Genomic DNA, 14843 nt, shown 5'->3' on the forward strand with positions numbered 1-14843 from the left:
GGGCCATGCGCCTGAACGGGCGTTTGTAGTCGAGTCGTTTTCTATGAAGCAAAGAGTGCTGATTGCCGTGCTGTTTCTGGCGGCCTATCTGGTTTTCCTGTTGGCCAAGCTGCCGGCCTCTCTGGTAGTGCGCCACCTGCCGCTGCCGCCCCTGGTGCAGCTGGAAGGGGTGAGCGGCACCCTCTGGAGCGGCCAGGTTGCCCGCCTGCAATACGCCAGCGAGTCGCTGACCCAGCTGCGCTGGGAGCTCAACGGCTGGTCGCTGCTGCGTTTTGCCCCTGAGGTCTCCCTGCGCTTTGGTGAGCGCAGCGGCCTCAACGGGCAGGGGGTGGTCGGCTGGAGCGGCGCCGCCTTTGGCCGCGACATCACCCTCAACGTGCCGGCCCCCTGGCTGCTGGCGCGGGTGCCGATGCAGCTGCCCGTGCCGGTGACGGTGGCTGGCCAGTTGCAGCTCAAGCTCGATCAGTTTGCCCAGGGCAACCCCTGGTGCGACAACCTCTACGGCAACCTCTACTGGTACGGGGCCGATGCCGATACCCCGGCCGGCAAGCTGGTGCTGGGGGATCCCGAGATCAAGCTGACCTGCATCGACTCCCGGCTGGTGGCCGAGCTCAAGCAGGGCTCGGAGGCGGTACAGGTGCAGGGCAAGCTGGAGCTGCAGGCCAATCGCCAGTACCTGTTCCAGGGCACGTTGAAACCCGGGCCTGAACTGCCTGAGCAGATGAAGCAGGGGCTGCCCTTCCTCGGCCAGCCCGATGGGCAGGGGCGCTTCCCGCTGCGCTACCAGGGCCGTATCTGACGGCGTTGCCGTCTGAGCTGGCAAGCATCAACACCACCCCGCCCCGGCGGGGTGGTGTCGTTATGGGGCCGCGGCGGCCGGCGCCGTGATGAGGTGATTGAGAAAGAAGCGGAACAGCTCGGCCCGCGAGCGCAGGTGCAGCTTGGCGTAGAGGTGCTTGCGATGATTCTTCACCGTGCCGCTGCCGATGCCAAGCGCTCCGGCAATGGCCTCGGTATCCAGCCCCTGCAACAGCAATCCCGCCACCTGACGCTCGCGGCGGGTGAGGCTTGCGCCCCCCACGCTGGCGATGGCCTGCTCCACGGTCGCCTTGAGATCGGCGCCACCCGGTAGCGCCGGACTCTGGGCCAGCAACGCGGCTCCCTCCCGCCAGTGCTGGCGGCACAGCGAATGGACCAGTGGAAACAGCGCCTCCAGCCTAGCCAGCTCGTCACGGCTGAGGGAACTGCGCTTGTCGAGTCGCCCGAGAAACAGCATCAGGGTGAGGCCGCCGCGCACCGGCAGGATCAGCCCCACCTCCTCCTGCCAGCCGGTGGCCTGATAGAAGTGGTGGCGATACTCGGGATCGAGCCGCCCGCGCGACACCTGCGCCAGCGTCCAGACCCCGGCCCCTAGACCCTGCTCCAGCGCCTGCATAAAGGGATCCTGACTGAAGTGGCGGGTGAGGTAGCGATCGAACAGCAGGGCCCGCTGGTGGTGCAGGTTGTCATAGAGGTAAACGGGTCGCTGCCCCACCCCGAGCAGCAGGGCGCAGTCGAACGCCACCTGCTGCTGGATAAGGTGCACCAGGGCTGCCGGGAAGGCGCTGCCGTGCAGGGCATCGACGACGGCGGTGAGGTTCGTGGTCAGCGAATATGCGGTGAGGCGTTGGGTCATGGCGATAAGTTCCGGGTGGCGGGCTTCCCGCGATGGTCGTGCGATGGCCACACTATGGCCGGATGCTAGCACGAGAGTGGCAAAACTGTCCCCTGGGGGACATATTCGGCGCGCGCCGGAGCGGCGAGGATGTGGGCTTTTCCCCTGCTGTTGGAGAACCCATGATCAACCCCCACCTGCTCGATGAGCTGACCCAACGCGGCCTGGTGGCCCAGAATTCCGACCCGGTGGCGCTGCGCGATCATCTAGCCACCCCGCGCACCGTCTACTGCGGCTTCGATCCCACCGCTGGCAGCCTGCATATCGGCCATCTGGTGCCACTGCTGATGCTGCGCCGCTTCCAGCTCGCCGGCCACACCCCGGTGGCGCTGGTGGGGGGGGCCACCGGCCTTATCGGCGATCCCAGCTTCAAGGCGAGCGAGCGTAACCTCAACAGCGCCGAGACGGTGCAGGGCTGGGTAGCCAGCCTGTCGGCCCAGATAAAAGCGCTGCTGCCGGCCAGCGACGGGCTGGCGGCGCCGCTGCTGGTCAACAACGCCGACTGGATGGGGCAGATGTCCGCCCTCGATTTTCTGCGGGACATCGGCAAGCACTTCTCGGTCAACGCCATGCTGGCCCGCGAATCGGTGCGCCAGCGCCTCGCCCGCCCGGATCAGGGGATCTCGTTTACCGAGTTCTCCTACGCCCTGCTGCAATCCCAGGACTTCGCGGTGCTATACCAGCGCCTCGGCTGCACCCTGCAGATCGGCGGCAACGACCAGTGGGGCAACATCACCAGCGGCATGGATCTCACCCGTCGGCTCAATCAGGCCCAGGTCTATGGCATGACCCTGCCGCTCATCACCAAGGCCGATGGCACCAAGTTCGGCAAGACCGAGGGGGGCGCAATCTGGCTCGATCCGGCGCTCACCTCGCCCTACGCCTTCTACCAGTTCTGGCTCGGCACTGCGGACGAGGATGTCTACCGCTTCCTGCGCTACTACAGCTTTATGGCGCTGGCCGAGATTGAGGCGCTGGAGGCGGAGGATGCGAAGCGGCAGGGGCGCAAGCTGGCCCAGCAGGTGCTGGCGGACGAGCTGACCGAGCTGGTGCACGGCAAGGGGGCGCTGGCGGCGGCGCGGCGCATCAGCGAGCTCTTGTTCAGCGGTGACGTGGCGCGCCTCGGCGAGAGCGATCTGGCCCAGCTGGCCCAGGATGGCCTGCCGAGCAGCCCCATCGAGGGGGAAATGGATCTGGTGACCCTGTTGGTGGAGTGCGGCCTGGCGAATTCCAGGCGCATCGCCCGCGAGCTGCTGGCGGCGGGGGCGGTCAGCCTCAACGGTGCGATCCGCCAGGATGAGCCAGTGACCGACGGCGACTGGCTGTTTGGCCGCTATCTGCTGCTGCGCCGGGGCAAGAAGCAGTACCACCTGGTGATCCGCTCATGAGGGGGTGAGCGCCTCGATGACGTAGTCGAGGAAGTGGCCGACCAGGGCCGACTCGGCTCGGCGCTGGGTGTAGAGGGCATAGAAATGGGCCCCCTTGGGACGGAAGTCGGGCAGCACCTCGCGCACCACCCCCTCGGCCAGCTCGGCCGCCACCAGGTAGCGCGGCAGGCGGGCTATCCCCAGCCCCTGGCGCATCGCCTGGTGAATCGCCTTCTTGCTGCTGAAGGCCAGCTCGCCCGCCACTTCCAGCGGGATCTCGCGTCCCTGGGCAAGCAGGGTCCAGCGCTCGTGGCGGCTGTACTCCTGGCAGCGGGTGATGAGGGGGTGCTGCTGCAGATCCTGCGGCTCGCGCAAGGGCGGGTGGCGGTCCAGGTAGTCGGCGCTGGCGCAGAGCACCAGATCGTCCACCACGATGGGGCGCGCCAGATAGGGCTGAGTGCCGAGCTCGGTGCTGCGAAACGCCACATGCAAATTGTCGCGCAGCAGGTCGGCCGGGGTATTGCTGAAGTCGGCGATGATCCGCACCTCGGGGTTGTCGGCGCGAAAGCACAGCAGCACCGGGGTCAGCACCACCTCGCCCCACAGATCCGGCGCCGTGATGCGCAGCTCCCCGCACAGGGCCGAGCGGCGGCGCTGCAGGCCGTCCAGCAACTGCTCGTGCAGGGCGATCATCTGGTCGGCCTGGCGGTAGGCGAGCTCCCCCGCGTCGGTCAGCTGCACCCGGCGGGTGGTGCGGCTCAGGAGCGTGTTGCCGAGGCTCTGCTCCAGGTGGCGCAGATCCTTGGAGGCCTTGCTCGGGGTGATGCCGAGCTGGGCCGCCGCCGCGGCGAAGGATCCGCAGCGGACGATGGCGACCAGCAGGCGCATCAGGTAGAGGGTGTCGAGCTTGTGGTGACGCATGAGGGGTGACCTATTGTGTCTTGCTGGGAATGAATGCCTTGCTTGTGTGCCTGATTATATCCTGATTGTCCCGGTTTATAGTGGCGGCATTCCATTGCGATCCCGGGAGAGGGCGATGAACAAGGCACTTGGCGACAGCTTCCACTTCGAGCGAGCCGGATTGCGGCTCAAAAACCGGGCCGTGCTGGCCCCTTTGACCCACAACATGAGCGGGGCCGGCGGCGATCCCGCTCAGGCCGAGCTCGACTGGCTGGCGCGCTGCGCCCGGGGCGGTTTCGGCCTGCTCATCGCCGCCGCTACCCAGGTGCAGCCTGGCGGACGCTGCTGGGCGGGACAGCCGGCCCTGATGACCGACACCCAGCAGCAGGCCTTCACGGCCCTGGCCGACAGTGCGCGGCAGGCCGGGGCGCTGGCGGTGGTGCAGCTGCATCACGGCGGGATGCGGGCCTTGCCCGAGCTGAACGGCGGGGCGCCGGTCGGCCCGTGCGAGCTGGCGCCGGGTGGGCGCTACCCCCTCGGGGTCAAGGAGCTGAGCGAGGAGGGGATTCTTACGCTCATTGAAGCCTTCGTGCGCGCCGCCGAACGGGCTCATGGCGCCGGCCTGCACGGGGTCGAGCTGCACGGGGCCCACAACTTCCTGCTCTGCAACTTCCTCAACCCCCTGCACAACCGGCGTACCGACCGCTGGGGTGGCAGCATCGCCAACCGGGCGCGGATCCTGGTGGAGATAGTGCGCGGCATCCGCGCCCGCCTGCCCCAGGGCTTCCTGATCGGGGTGCGCCTCTCCCCCGAGAGCTATGCCCATATCCAGGGCATCGAACTGCCCCATCAGCTGGCGGTGGCGCTCCTGCTGGCGGACGAGGGGATCGACTACCTGCACTTCTCCATGGGGGACAGCTTCAAGGCGGTGGCGGGGGATCCCGACGGCGGCGCCCTGCTGGAGGCGGTGCGGGTCGGGTTGGCCGGGCGGGTGCCGCTCATGGTGGCGGGCAAGATTAGCGACGCCGCCTCGGCCGAGCTGGCTCTGGCCGGCGGCGCCGATCTGGTGGCGGTGGGCACGGCAGCGATCGGCAATCCGGACTGGATGGAACGGGTGAGCCGCGGCCTGCCCCTGCTGCGCGCACCCTTCACGGCGGCGCACCTCGCCGAGATCGGCTTCACCCCAAACGCCCTCGACTACCTGGCCGGCATGGGGGTACTGGCCCCGCGCGATGCAGCTTGAGGGCTTTAATAAGCAGATTGGCCGCTGAGCCGATATGACAAGGCCCTCGCGATGAGGGCCTTGAGCGTGTCAGGTGCCGAGGGGCAACAGCTCGGCGTAGTCGCGGATCGCCGGGAAGGCGGTGATGCTTTGCTCGGGCTGCCGGCTGTCCGGGTTCTGGATGGCGAGCTGGTAGCCGATGCCGTAATCGGCGGCGGCGCGCAGGATCCGCTCGCTATCATCCACGAACAGGGTGCGGGCCGGGTCGAACGCCAGCCGCTCGGCCAGTGCCTGCCAGCAGTGCTGGCTCTCCTTCGACCAGCCCAGCTCGTGGGTGCTCACCATCAGATCGAGGTGCTCGGCGAGGCCGAGGTGCGCATCCTTCACCGACAGGCTGGCGGGGTGGGCATTGGTGAAGAGCACCAGCTGCTTGCCGGCGGCCTTGAGAGCGGCCAGGAAGGGGATGACGTTGGGGCGCCACTGGATCTTCTCCAGGATCTCCTGCTTGAAGGCGCGGATGTCGAGCCCGAGCGTCTCGCTCCAGTAATCCACGCAGTACCAGTCGAGGGTGCCGCTGACGGCCTGGTAGTGCGCCTCGATCTGCACTCTGGCCTCGGCCAGCGGCAGGCCGAGTCGCTCGGCATAGCGCTCGGGGACCAGCTGTTGCCAGAGGTGGTTGTCAAAATGGAGGTCGATCAGGGTGCCATCCATATCGAGCAGGACAGTATCTATCTGGTGCCAGGGCAGTGGGGTCGGCATGGGGCCTCGGTGGTCGGGTCGAAACGGGCGGGCATTATAACGGATTTTTCCCGCCGCTTTCCCACCCTTGCCCCGTGGTGTTCGAGAGGGGAGTCGTTTACTCTTGAAACACGATTTTTTAACGAGCAGCCAGCCCCGATGAGTGATCACCACCAACGCAAACCCGTCCACCTCAGCGTCGACACCATGGCGCACGACAAGAGCAAGCCGGAGATCCTCAAGGCCGAGATCGTGGCCGAGAGCCGGCTGTTCAAGGTGGAGTCGCTCCACCTCAAGTTTTCCAACGGCGAGGAGCGGGTCTACGAGCGGATGCGTGGCGGCAACCGGGGCGCCGTCATGGTGGTGCCGCTGTTTGATGCCCACACCCTGCTGCTGGTGCGCGAGTACGCGGCGGGCACCCACTCCTACGAGCTGGGCTTTCCCAAGGGACTGATCGACCCGGGCGAAGATGCCTTCGAGGCGGGCAACCGGGAGCTGATGGAGGAGGCGGGCTTCGGGGCCAACAGCCTGACCCTGCTCAAGCAGGTGTCGCTGGCGCCGGGCTACTTCTCCAGCCGGATGGACATCTTGCTGGCGCGAGATCTCTTCCCCGAGCAGCGGGTGGGGGACGAGCCCGAGCCCCTCGAGGTGATCCCCTGGCCGCTGAACCGGATCGACGAATTGCTGGCGCGCCCCGACTTCACGGAGTCGCGCAGCATCAGTGCGCTGCTGCTGGCCCAACGCTGGCTGGCGGAGCAGGCAGAGTAGCCCGCAGGGGCAGTTTGAATACAGAGGATGACAAGATGCAGGAGTTGTTGGCCTGGGTGCCGGGGGTCAAGGAGATCGCGCGCGAAGCGGGCAGGATCCTTCACGAAATCTATCACGGCGGTCAGTTCGAGCGTCAGCTGAAGGAGGATGCGACCCCGGTCACCAGTGCCGATCTTGCTGCCGATGCCTACCTCAAACAGGCGCTGTCGGCGCTCACTCCCCATGTTCCCGTGCTGACCGAAGAGGCGGCCGACATCCCCTTCAGTCAGCGCGCCAACTGGCGTCAGTACTGGCTGGTGGATCCCCTCGATGGCACCGGCGAATTCATCGCCGGCAGCGGTGACTTCGCCACCCTGATCGCCCTGGTACAGGACAATGTGCCGGTACTCGGTGTCATCTATGCCCCCGAGTCGGACGTGCTCTACTGGGCGGTGCGCGGCCATGGCGCCTTCAAGGAGGCGAACGGCGAGGTGCACCCCATCAGCGCCATGCACCACGAGCACGATCAGCCCGATTCGCTGGTGGTGGCCATCAGCCGCCGCCAGAAGCTGGAGAACCTGACCCGCCGCCTCAACCCGGCCATCAACTACGAGCTGATCCCGCTCGGCTCCAGCTCCCTCAAGTCCTGTCTGGTGGCGGAAGGGGCGGCCGACTGCTACGTGCGGCTCGGCCCCACCGGCGAGTGGGACACCGCCGCCGCCCAGTGCATCGTCGAGGCGGCCGGTGGCCGCATCCTCAGCCTGGCGCTGCAGCCGCTGCGCTACAACGAGACGGAGTCGCTGGAAAACCCGGACTTCATCGTGATGGGGGATCCTGATCTCGCCTGGGGCAGCATTCTGGCGCACTGAGTGGGTGAACAGGTCATCATTGACGGCAATCAGGCGGCCCCATGGCCGCTTGATTGCTTGGTGTGATCCGCTGGTTTCATCGGGAATGAACAGAAATATCCGCTGGCAAAGCGTGGGAATGATAGTGAATCATCACAAGAGAGAGCGGTGGAATGGCACGATTTTTCAGGTAATTCTGCAAACGATCATTTGGCCAAAATAAAAAATTGACCATGAATGAAAATTTGGTTTTAAATTTCGTAAATTTAACAATATTTAGTTTTACTCATTTATGTGATCTCGATTCCATTCCCAATCTCACTGGCTGAAGCCCGTAATGGTAGTGATATGTTTCAGGGTGGACTTTTGAGAATTAAATCCCGATAAACCACAATGAACTCAGATTAAAACACTGACAAAAAGTGAATTAGTAATGAGTTTATCTGTAGACGTCACCAAGGAGCTGTCCGGTTCCTGCTCCACCACCGTCAGCGCCACCCCCTGGCGTCGCCACGACACCCACTGGGTCATCAGCCTGTTTGGCACCGCCGTCGGCGCCGGCATCTTGTTCCTGCCCATCAATCTGGGTCTGGGCGGGATCTGGCCTCTCATCATAGTCGCCGTGCTGGCCGGCCCCATGACCTTCCTGGCCCACCGCGGGCTGGCGCGCTTCGTACTCTCCTCGTCGCGCCCCCACGCCGACTTCACCGAGGTGGCCCAGGAGCACTTCGGCAAGATGGCCGGCCGCCTCATCTCGGCGCTCTATTTCCTCTCTATCTTCCCGATCCTGCTCATCTACGGGGTCGGGCTGACCAACACGGTGGAGAGTTTCATGATCAATCAGCTCGGCATGGATGCCCCGAACCGGGTGATGCTCTCCGGCCTGCTGGTGTTCGCCATGATCGCCGTGATGCTGGCCGGCGAGAAGGCGATGCTGCGCGCCTTTGCCGTCATGGTCTATCCGCTGGCGGCCATCCTGGCGGCGCTCTCCTGCTACCTGATCCCCCAGTGGCAGTGGCCGCAGCTGGGCAGCCTGGAGGGCGGCAGCTTCCTCAACACCGTCTGGCTGGCGCTGCCGGTCACCGTGTTCGCCTTCAGCCACGCCGCCGCAATCTCCGGTTTTGCCAACGTGCAGCGCCGGGAGTACGGCGAGCAGGCGGAAGCCAAGAGCAGCCTGATCCTGCGCAACACCACCGTCATGCTGGTGGGCTTCGTGCTGTTCTTCGTCTTCTCCTGCGTGCTGAGCCTCTCTCCGGCCCAGCTGGCCGAGGCCAAGGCCCAGAACGTCTCCGTGCTCTCCTATCTCGCCAACATCACCGACAACCCGGTGATCGTGACCCTGGGGCCACTCATCGCCTTCATCGCCATCAGCTCCTCCTTCCTCGGCCACTTCCTCGGTGCCCGCGAGAGTCTGAAAAGCCTGATCGCCAAGCCCACCGGCCTGTCGTTGGTCAAGGCAGACCGGCTCGGCATCGCCCTGATGTTCTTCTCCATCTGGGGCGCCGCCATCATCAACCCGGGGATCCTGGGGCTGATGGAGACCCTCTCTGGCCCGGTGATCGCCATGATCCTGTTCATCATGCCGGTGGTGGCCATCTACAAGGTGGAGGCGCTGGCCCGCTTCCGCCACCGCTGGGCCAACGGCTTCATCCTGCTGACCGGTTCATTGGCGGTGTCGGCGCTGATCTTCAGCCTGCTGAAGTAACGGCGAGCAACCAGCCGCAAAAGAGAGAGGCGACCCCAGGGTCGCCTCTCTTGTATCGGTCCGGTGGTGGCGTCAGCCCAGCTTGGCGCCGTTCTCCACCGCCTGCTCGGGGATGGCGATCACCACGGCGCCGTCCGGCCGGTAGAAGCCGGTCAGCAGAAACTCCGACTGGATCGGGCCTATCTGTTTGGGGGGGAAGTTCACCACGGCGACGATCTGGCGGCCCACCAGCGCCTCCGGTTGATAGAGGTCGGTGATCTGGGCGCTGCTCTTGCGCACCCCGAGCTCGGGGCCGAAATCCGCCCACACCTTGTAGGCCGGGCGGCGCGCCTCGGGGAAGGGCTCGACCCGCACCAGGGTGCCCACCCTGAGCTCCACCATCTCGAAATCCTGCCAGCTTATGGTCTGCATCTTGGCTCCTCGTTGCCCATACCTTGCATGAGCCTCAGCATGCCTCGAAACGACCTGCGCCGTCTTCGGCAAACGGCCGCCCGGTTACGGCAAGCGGCCGTTTTGTTGGCGCCAGAGGGAAGGGGTCAGTCCGGTTTCGGCCAGGAAGCGCTCGCCGAAGGCCCCCTGATTCTGGTAACCGCAGCGGCTGGCCACGTCGCCGACGGGCAGGGCGGTGTGGGCGAGCAGGGTACGCGCCAGTGCCATGCGCCGCGCCCGGATGTAGTGGGAGACGCTCATCCCCACCTGCTGCTGGAAGGCGTGCTTGAACTGGCTCTGGCCGAGGCAGGCGATGGCGGCCAGCCGCTCGTTGCTGAGAGGTTCGGCGAGATGCGCCTCGATATGACGCTGCACCTTGCCGATGCGCGGGGCGAGGCGGGCACGGCCGCGCGAGCCTGCCTGCTGCGCGTCTGCCAGCAGACCCAGCCACACCTGCTCCATGCCGGCCACGTGGCGCCCCTCGGCCACCATGCGGTGCAGGAAGGCGAGGTAGTGGCGCTGGGCCTCGTCCAGCTCGATGAAGGGGCGCTCGCCCAGCTCTCCGGGCAGCCAGTGACTCTCCTGCACCAGAAACGAGAGCGCCGGATCGGCGGCGTAGTCGTGCCGCTCACCGGGGGCGATGATGCAGGCAAAACCGGGTGCGAGCCGCCGCCCCTGGCCCTGCACCTCGATCTCGATGGGACCGTCGAGGGGGATCACCAGCTGGGCATGGTCGTGGCTGTGGCTGCAGACGTCGCTCTGGTAGCGACGCAGGCTGAAAGGGGCGGATAGCGATGACGCGGCCAGGGGCCGCGTCATCGAAGGGGGTTTGCTGTCTGGCATCTGCTGCTGGATTACTCGGCGTCGAAATCTTCGATCTCTTTGCCCAGCGCTTCCATGATGGCACGCGCCTCGGCAGGGACGCTGTCCGGATGATCCTTGCGCAGATCTTCGTCGCAGGGCAGCGGCTGACCGGTGAAGGCGTGCAGGAAGGCTTCGCAGAGCAGCTCGCTGTTGGTCGCATGACGCAGGTTGTTCACCTGACGGCGGGTGCGCTCATCGGTCAACACCTTCAGCACCTTGAGCGGGATCGAGACGGTAATCTTCTTGACCTGTTCGCTCTTCTTGCCGTGTTCCGCGTAGGGGCTGACGTAGTCGCCGTTCCACTCTGTACCCATGATCCACCTGTTCTCGTTTAGCCGTGAGCGCGGATTTTAACCCTTAAGGAATTTAATGGCAATCCAACAGCAAAGCCATTTAGACGTCTGGAAGTGTTGACGGCCTTTTTAAGCTGGCGTAGTGTGGTTCACCATGAGCCTGCAATGGCGGGATGACGCGTGGCAGCAAGATGCCAGCGTGTGAAGAGACATCAAGGAGAGTGACATGACCCACAAGGCCACCCAGGCAGTGCGCACCGGGATTGAGACTGATCAGCAACACGGTGCCGTGGTGCCGCCCATCTACCTCTCCAGCAACTACACCTTTGCCGACTTTGGCGAGCCCCGTCAATACGATTATGCCCGCTCCGGCAACCCGACCCGCACCAATCTGGCGGACGCGCTGGCGGCGCTGGAAGGGGGGGCCGGCGCCGTGGTGACCGGCACCGGCATGGGGGCTGTCCATCTGGTCACCACCGCCCTGCTCAAGGCGGGGGATCTGCTGATCGCCCCCCACGACTGCTACGGCGGCACCTGGCGCCTGTTCGAGTACCTGGCGGCCAAGGGCCACTACCGGGTGCAGTTCGTCGATCAGGGGGATGCGGCGGCACTGGCCGAAGCGCTGGCCCAGCAGCCCGCGCTGGTATGGGTGGAGACCCCCTCCAACCCGCTGCTGCGGGTGGTGGACATCGCCGCCATCGCCGAGGCGTCCCACGCGGCGGGCGCCAAGGTAGCGGTGGACAACACCTTCCTCTCGCCACTGCTGCAACAGCCGCTGGCGCTGGGGGCCGACCTGGTTGTGCACTCCACCACCAAGTACATCAACGGCCACTCCGACGTGGTGGGCGGGGTGGCGATCGCCAAGGAGCCCGAGCTGGCCGAGTCGCTGGTGTGGTGGGCCAACTGTCTGGGGCTCACCTCCGGGGCGTTCGACTCCTACCTCACCCTGCGCGGTCTGCGCACCCTGGCCCCCAGATTGCGCGCCCATCAGGAGAACACCGACCGCATCCTTGCCTTCCTGCAGCAGCAACCGCTGGTCAAACGCATCTATCACCCCAGCCTACCGAGCCATCCGGGCCACGATATTGCGCGCCGTCAACAGTCCGGTTTCGGCGCCATGCTAAGTTTTGAGCTCGATTGTAGCGAGGCGGGCATTCGCGCCTTCCTGGCGGCCCTCACCCTCTTCTCGGTGGCCGAATCCCTCGGCGGGGTGGAGAGTCTGGTGGCCCATCCGGCCAGCATGACCCACAGGGCCATGACCCCGGCCGCCCAGCAGGCGGCAGGCATCAGCAGCCAGCTGCTGCGCCTGTCGGTCGGTATCGAACACGGTGAGGATCTGGTGGCCGATCTGGCCCAGGCGTTTGCACAAGCACAGCAGGTGGCGAAGTAATGGAACAGCAGCAACAAGGAGAGATCGCGGTGGCAACAGAAGCAGGCTTGAAGCGACGTCACGTCCACAAATTCGGTGGCAGCAGCCTGGCGGATCCGGTCTGTTACCGCCGGGTCGCCAGCATTCTCGAACAACAAGCCGAGCAGCAGGGGGGCGGGCGAGAGCTGGTGGTGGTCTCCGCCGCCGGCAAGACCACCAACCGGCTGATCCAGCTGGTGGAGCTGGCCGAAGCCGGGGATGAAGCGGCCGGCGAGGCCATCTCGGCCCTGCAGGCCTACCAGCAGAGCCTGATCGACGGCCTGCTGGAGGGGGAATTGCACCTCGAGCTGAGCCAGCAGCTGGCCGACGACATGCAGCTCATCGCCAAGACCCTGGAGGGGCAGTTTGACCGCTTCGAGCGCAACGGCCTGCTCGCCTTTGGCGAGGTGTGGTCGGCGCGCCTGCTGGCGGCCCTGCTCACCAGTCGCGGCGACAAGGCCATCTGGCTCGATGCCCGCAGCTTCCTGCGCGCTGAGGATGGCGCCCTGGTCAAGGTGGATACCGCGCTCTCCAGCGAACTGCTCAAGGCGCGGCTGTCGGAACACGCCGGGCGCATCGTGGTGACCGGCTTTATCGCCGCCGACATGGAGGGACGCTCCCTGCTGCTCGGCCGTAACGGCTCCGACTACAGCGCCAGCCTGTTGGCCCTGCTGGCGGACGGCGAATCCACCACCATCTGGAGCGACGTGGCCGGGGTCTACAGCGCCGACCCGCGCCGGGTCAAGGAGGCGCGCCTGCTGGAGCGCCTGAGCCTCGCCGAGGCCAACGAGCTGGCCCGCCTCGGCTCCTCGGTGCTGCACTCGCGCACCCTGCAGCCGGTGGCCGACAGCCGCCAGCGCCTCACTTTGCGCTGCAGCTACAACCCGGACGAGGGCTGCACCCACATTCTGCGCCGCGCTCCCCGCTCCGGCGGCGCCCGCATCGTCTCCTCGGTGGATCAGATCGCCCTCATCGAGCTCAAGGTGCTGCCGCAGACTGATTTTGAGCAGACAGTGGCGGCCATCGAGGCTTATCTGGCCCGCCATCGCCTCAACCCGCTCACCCTGCAGCGCCAGCCGGATCGCCGGATCCTGCGCCTCGCCTACACCCTCGAGGTGGCACAGGGCGCGTTCGAGCTGCTGCGCGACTTCCAGCTGCAGGGCAGCTTTACCGCTCTTATCCAGCGCGAAGGCTACAGCCTGGTGGCGCTGGTGGGGGCCGGCGTCACCGACAACGCCGAGCAGTGTCACCGCTTCTACCAGCTGCTGGCGGATCAGCCGCTGGAGTTCGTGCAGGTGGCCAAAGATGGCCTGAGCCTGGTGGCCGTGCTGCGCCAGGTGGTGCTGGAGCCGCTGCTGATCGCCCTGCACAGCGCCCTGTTCAGCCGCCCGAACCGGGTCGGCCTGGTGGTGTTCGGCAAGGGCAACATCGGCGGCCACTGGCTGAACCTCTATGCCCGCGAGAAGGCGCGGCTCGAGCATGAACTGAACCTGGCGCTCACCCTCTACGGGGTGTTCAGCTCGGAGGGGGGCCTGCTCGATGAAGAGGGGCTGGATCCGCTCAAGGTGCAGGACAACTTCAATCCCAAGCCGCTGATCTGGCCCGAGCTGTTGGCCCAGCTGGAGCAGCACGGCTTCGATACCCTGATTGCGCTGGACATGACCGCCAGCGAGACGGTGAGCCGCTACTATCCGGACTTTGCCCAGCTCGGCATTCACATCATCGCCGCCAACAAGTTTGCCGGCGCCGCCGACAGCGAGTTCTACCAGCGCATCAAGCAGACCTGCCGCGACCATCAGGTGCAGTGGCGCTACAACGCCACCGTGGGCGCCGGGCTGCCGATCCAGTCCAGCATCCAGATGCTGCGCCAGAGCGGCGATCGCATCCAGGGGGTCTCCGGCATCTTCTCCGGCACTCTCTCCTGGCTGTTCCAGCAGTATGACGGCAGTCGCCCCTTCTCCGAGCTGGTGGACGAGGCGTGGCAGCACGGCCTGACCGAGCCGGATCCCCGCGAGGATCTCTCCGGCCAGGATGTGCGCCGCAAGCTGCTTATTCTGGCGCGGGAGGCGGGCTTCGAGCTCGACTCCGCCGACATCGAGCTGGAGAACCTGGTGCCCGTCTCCCTGCGCAAGGTGAGCACGGATCAGTTCATGGACAGGCTGAAAGAGCTGGATGACCCGATCCAGACCGCCTTCGAGGGGGCGCGCCGGGTCGGCAAGGTGCTGCGCTACGTCGCCCGTTTCGAGCACGACGGCAAGGCGCGGGTTGGGCTGGAGGCGCTGGAGCCGCACCACCCGTTCGCTAACCTGCTGCCGTGCGACAACGTGTTTGCCATCGAGAGCGACAGCTATCGCACCAATCCGCTGGTCATCCAGGGGCCGGGCGCCGGCCGGGAAGTGACGGCCGCCGCCATCCAGTACGACCTCTGGCAGATTTGTGCCAGCCTGTAACAGCGGACAAGTCGTTCAGTCAAAGAGGCGCCAGTGGCGCCTCTTTTTATTGTTTAGCGGCAGGTTTTTAGGTCTACGGGCTGATTTCCCTATCCCGTAAGCGGCCCGTTTTTGAGCTTCTTCAACAGGTTGCTGTCAGGAGTCAGGTAATAACCGGA

Annotated in this window: 14 protein-coding genes; 8 read left to right on the forward strand and 6 right to left on the reverse strand. The window is 65.8% G+C overall.

Going from position 1 to position 14843, the window contains the following annotated elements; all coding sequences use genetic code 11:
- Positions 1–43: 43 nt before the first annotated feature.
- A complete protein-coding gene (gene exeN / locus I6L33_RS07090; protein WP_017783584.1) occupies positions 44–799 on the forward strand; it encodes a GspN family type II secretion system protein ExeN in 756 nt (251 codons plus the stop codon).
- Between the two features lie 60 nt (positions 800–859).
- Here the strand turns inward: exeN and I6L33_RS07095 are convergent, their stop codons facing one another.
- On the reverse strand, positions 860–1675 hold the full coding sequence (locus I6L33_RS07095) for a helix-turn-helix transcriptional regulator (RefSeq protein WP_216973794.1): 816 nt from the start codon (positions 1673–1675) through the stop codon (positions 860–862).
- 161 nt (positions 1676–1836) lie between these two features.
- On the opposite strand from I6L33_RS07095, the gene tyrS reads away from it, so the two are divergent.
- Complete coding sequence (gene tyrS / locus I6L33_RS07100) at positions 1837–3102, forward strand: tyrosine--tRNA ligase (protein ID WP_216973795.1); 1266 nt, start codon at positions 1837–1839, stop codon at positions 3100–3102.
- Here tyrS and I6L33_RS07105 read toward each other — a convergent pair.
- Positions 3097–4002 carry a LysR family transcriptional regulator gene (locus tag I6L33_RS07105; RefSeq protein ID WP_216973796.1) on the reverse strand — a complete coding sequence of 302 codons (906 nt, stop codon included), beginning with the start codon at positions 4000–4002 and terminating at the stop codon, positions 3097–3099. The two genes, tyrS and I6L33_RS07105, sit on opposite strands and share 6 nt — an antisense overlap.
- Positions 4003–4117: 115 nt before the next feature.
- On the opposite strand from I6L33_RS07105, the gene I6L33_RS07110 reads away from it, so the two are divergent.
- Positions 4118–5224, forward strand: coding sequence for an NADH:flavin oxidoreductase (locus I6L33_RS07110; RefSeq protein ID WP_216973797.1), 1107 nt, complete (start codon positions 4118–4120; stop codon positions 5222–5224).
- A 69-nt stretch (positions 5225–5293) separates the two neighbouring features.
- Here I6L33_RS07110 and yrfG read toward each other — a convergent pair whose 3' ends face one another.
- The gene (gene yrfG / locus I6L33_RS07115) at positions 5294–5962 is read right to left on the reverse strand and encodes a GMP/IMP nucleotidase (RefSeq protein ID WP_139725798.1); all 669 of its coding nucleotides are present in this window, start codon (positions 5960–5962) and stop codon (positions 5294–5296) included.
- A 138-nt stretch (positions 5963–6100) separates the two neighbouring features.
- Between yrfG and nudE the strand changes: the two genes are divergently transcribed.
- The 3 genes from nudE to I6L33_RS07130 all read left to right on the forward strand — a co-directional run bounded on the left by nudE (position 6101) and on the right by I6L33_RS07130 (position 9241).
- Positions 6101–6709 (forward strand): ADP compounds hydrolase NudE, encoded by a 609-nt coding sequence (gene nudE, locus I6L33_RS07120; protein WP_017765235.1) that lies wholly within the window; start codon positions 6101–6103, stop codon positions 6707–6709.
- A 35-nt stretch (positions 6710–6744) separates the two neighbouring features.
- On the forward strand, positions 6745–7557 hold the full coding sequence (gene cysQ / locus I6L33_RS07125) for a 3'(2'),5'-bisphosphate nucleotidase CysQ (protein ID WP_005308514.1): 813 nt from the start codon (positions 6745–6747) through the stop codon (positions 7555–7557).
- A gap of 412 nt (positions 7558–7969) precedes the next feature.
- Positions 7970–9241, forward strand: coding sequence for an aromatic amino acid transport family protein (locus I6L33_RS07130; protein ID WP_216973798.1), 1272 nt, complete (start codon positions 7970–7972; stop codon positions 9239–9241).
- A 72-nt stretch (positions 9242–9313) separates the two neighbouring features.
- Here the strand turns inward: I6L33_RS07130 and I6L33_RS07135 are convergent, their stop codons facing one another.
- The 3 genes from I6L33_RS07135 to metJ form a co-directional block, all read right to left on the reverse strand.
- A complete protein-coding gene (locus I6L33_RS07135; RefSeq protein ID WP_021470244.1) occupies positions 9314–9652 on the reverse strand; it encodes a tRNA-binding protein in 339 nt (112 codons plus the stop codon).
- 84 nt (positions 9653–9736) lie between these two features.
- Positions 9737–10489 (reverse strand): AraC family transcriptional regulator, encoded by a 753-nt coding sequence (locus tag I6L33_RS07140; RefSeq protein ID WP_216973799.1) that lies wholly within the window; start codon positions 10487–10489, stop codon positions 9737–9739.
- A 35-nt stretch (positions 10490–10524) separates the two neighbouring features.
- The gene (gene metJ / locus I6L33_RS07145; protein ID WP_005308521.1) at positions 10525–10848 is read right to left on the reverse strand and encodes a met regulon transcriptional regulator MetJ; all 324 of its coding nucleotides are present in this window, start codon (positions 10846–10848) and stop codon (positions 10525–10527) included.
- A 205-nt stretch (positions 10849–11053) separates the two neighbouring features.
- Between metJ and metB the strand changes: the two genes are divergently transcribed.
- Together metB and I6L33_RS07155 are read left to right on the forward strand one after the other, a co-directional pair.
- Positions 11054–12217 carry a cystathionine gamma-synthase gene (gene metB, locus I6L33_RS07150; RefSeq protein WP_216973800.1) on the forward strand — a complete coding sequence of 388 codons (1164 nt, stop codon included), beginning with the start codon at positions 11054–11056 and terminating at the stop codon, positions 12215–12217.
- Entirely contained in the window at positions 12217–14685 is a 2469-nt protein-coding gene (locus I6L33_RS07155) for a bifunctional aspartate kinase/homoserine dehydrogenase II (RefSeq protein WP_216973801.1), read from the forward strand. Before metB ends, I6L33_RS07155 begins: the two co-directional genes overlap by 1 nt.
- The last annotated feature ends 158 nt before the right edge of the window (positions 14686–14843 follow it).

Origin of the sequence: Aeromonas sp. FDAARGOS 1403 (assembly GCF_019047325.1) — a bacterium.
Classification (GTDB): domain Bacteria; phylum Pseudomonadota; class Gammaproteobacteria; order Enterobacterales; family Aeromonadaceae; genus Aeromonas; species Aeromonas dhakensis.

Bases quoted from the DNA above. Each gene is read 5' to 3' on its own strand.
- exeN (WP_017783584.1), top strand. From the start codon at position 44: ATGAAGCAAAGAGTGCTGATTGCCGTGCTGTTTCTGGCGGCCTATCTG.
- I6L33_RS07095 (WP_216973794.1), bottom strand. From the start codon at position 1,675: ATGACCCAACGCCTCACCGCATATTCGCTGACCACGAACCTCACCGCC.
- tyrS (WP_216973795.1), top strand. From the start codon at position 1,837: ATGATCAACCCCCACCTGCTCGATGAGCTGACCCAACGCGGCCTGGTG.
- I6L33_RS07105 (WP_216973796.1), bottom strand. From the start codon at position 4,002: ATGCGTCACCACAAGCTCGACACCCTCTACCTGATGCGCCTGCTGGTC.
- I6L33_RS07110 (WP_216973797.1), top strand. From the start codon at position 4,118: ATGAACAAGGCACTTGGCGACAGCTTCCACTTCGAGCGAGCCGGATTG.
- yrfG (WP_139725798.1), bottom strand. From the start codon at position 5,962: ATGCCGACCCCACTGCCCTGGCACCAGATAGATACTGTCCTGCTCGAT.
- nudE (WP_017765235.1), top strand. From the start codon at position 6,101: ATGAGTGATCACCACCAACGCAAACCCGTCCACCTCAGCGTCGACACC.
- cysQ (WP_005308514.1), top strand. From the start codon at position 6,745: ATGCAGGAGTTGTTGGCCTGGGTGCCGGGGGTCAAGGAGATCGCGCGC.
- I6L33_RS07130 (WP_216973798.1), top strand. From the start codon at position 7,970: ATGAGTTTATCTGTAGACGTCACCAAGGAGCTGTCCGGTTCCTGCTCC.
- I6L33_RS07135 (WP_021470244.1), bottom strand. From the start codon at position 9,652: ATGCAGACCATAAGCTGGCAGGATTTCGAGATGGTGGAGCTCAGGGTG.
- I6L33_RS07140 (WP_216973799.1), bottom strand. From the start codon at position 10,489: ATGACGCGGCCCCTGGCCGCGTCATCGCTATCCGCCCCTTTCAGCCTG.
- metJ (WP_005308521.1), bottom strand. From the start codon at position 10,848: ATGGGTACAGAGTGGAACGGCGACTACGTCAGCCCCTACGCGGAACAC.
- metB (WP_216973800.1), top strand. From the start codon at position 11,054: ATGACCCACAAGGCCACCCAGGCAGTGCGCACCGGGATTGAGACTGAT.
- I6L33_RS07155 (WP_216973801.1), top strand. From the start codon at position 12,217: ATGGAACAGCAGCAACAAGGAGAGATCGCGGTGGCAACAGAAGCAGGC.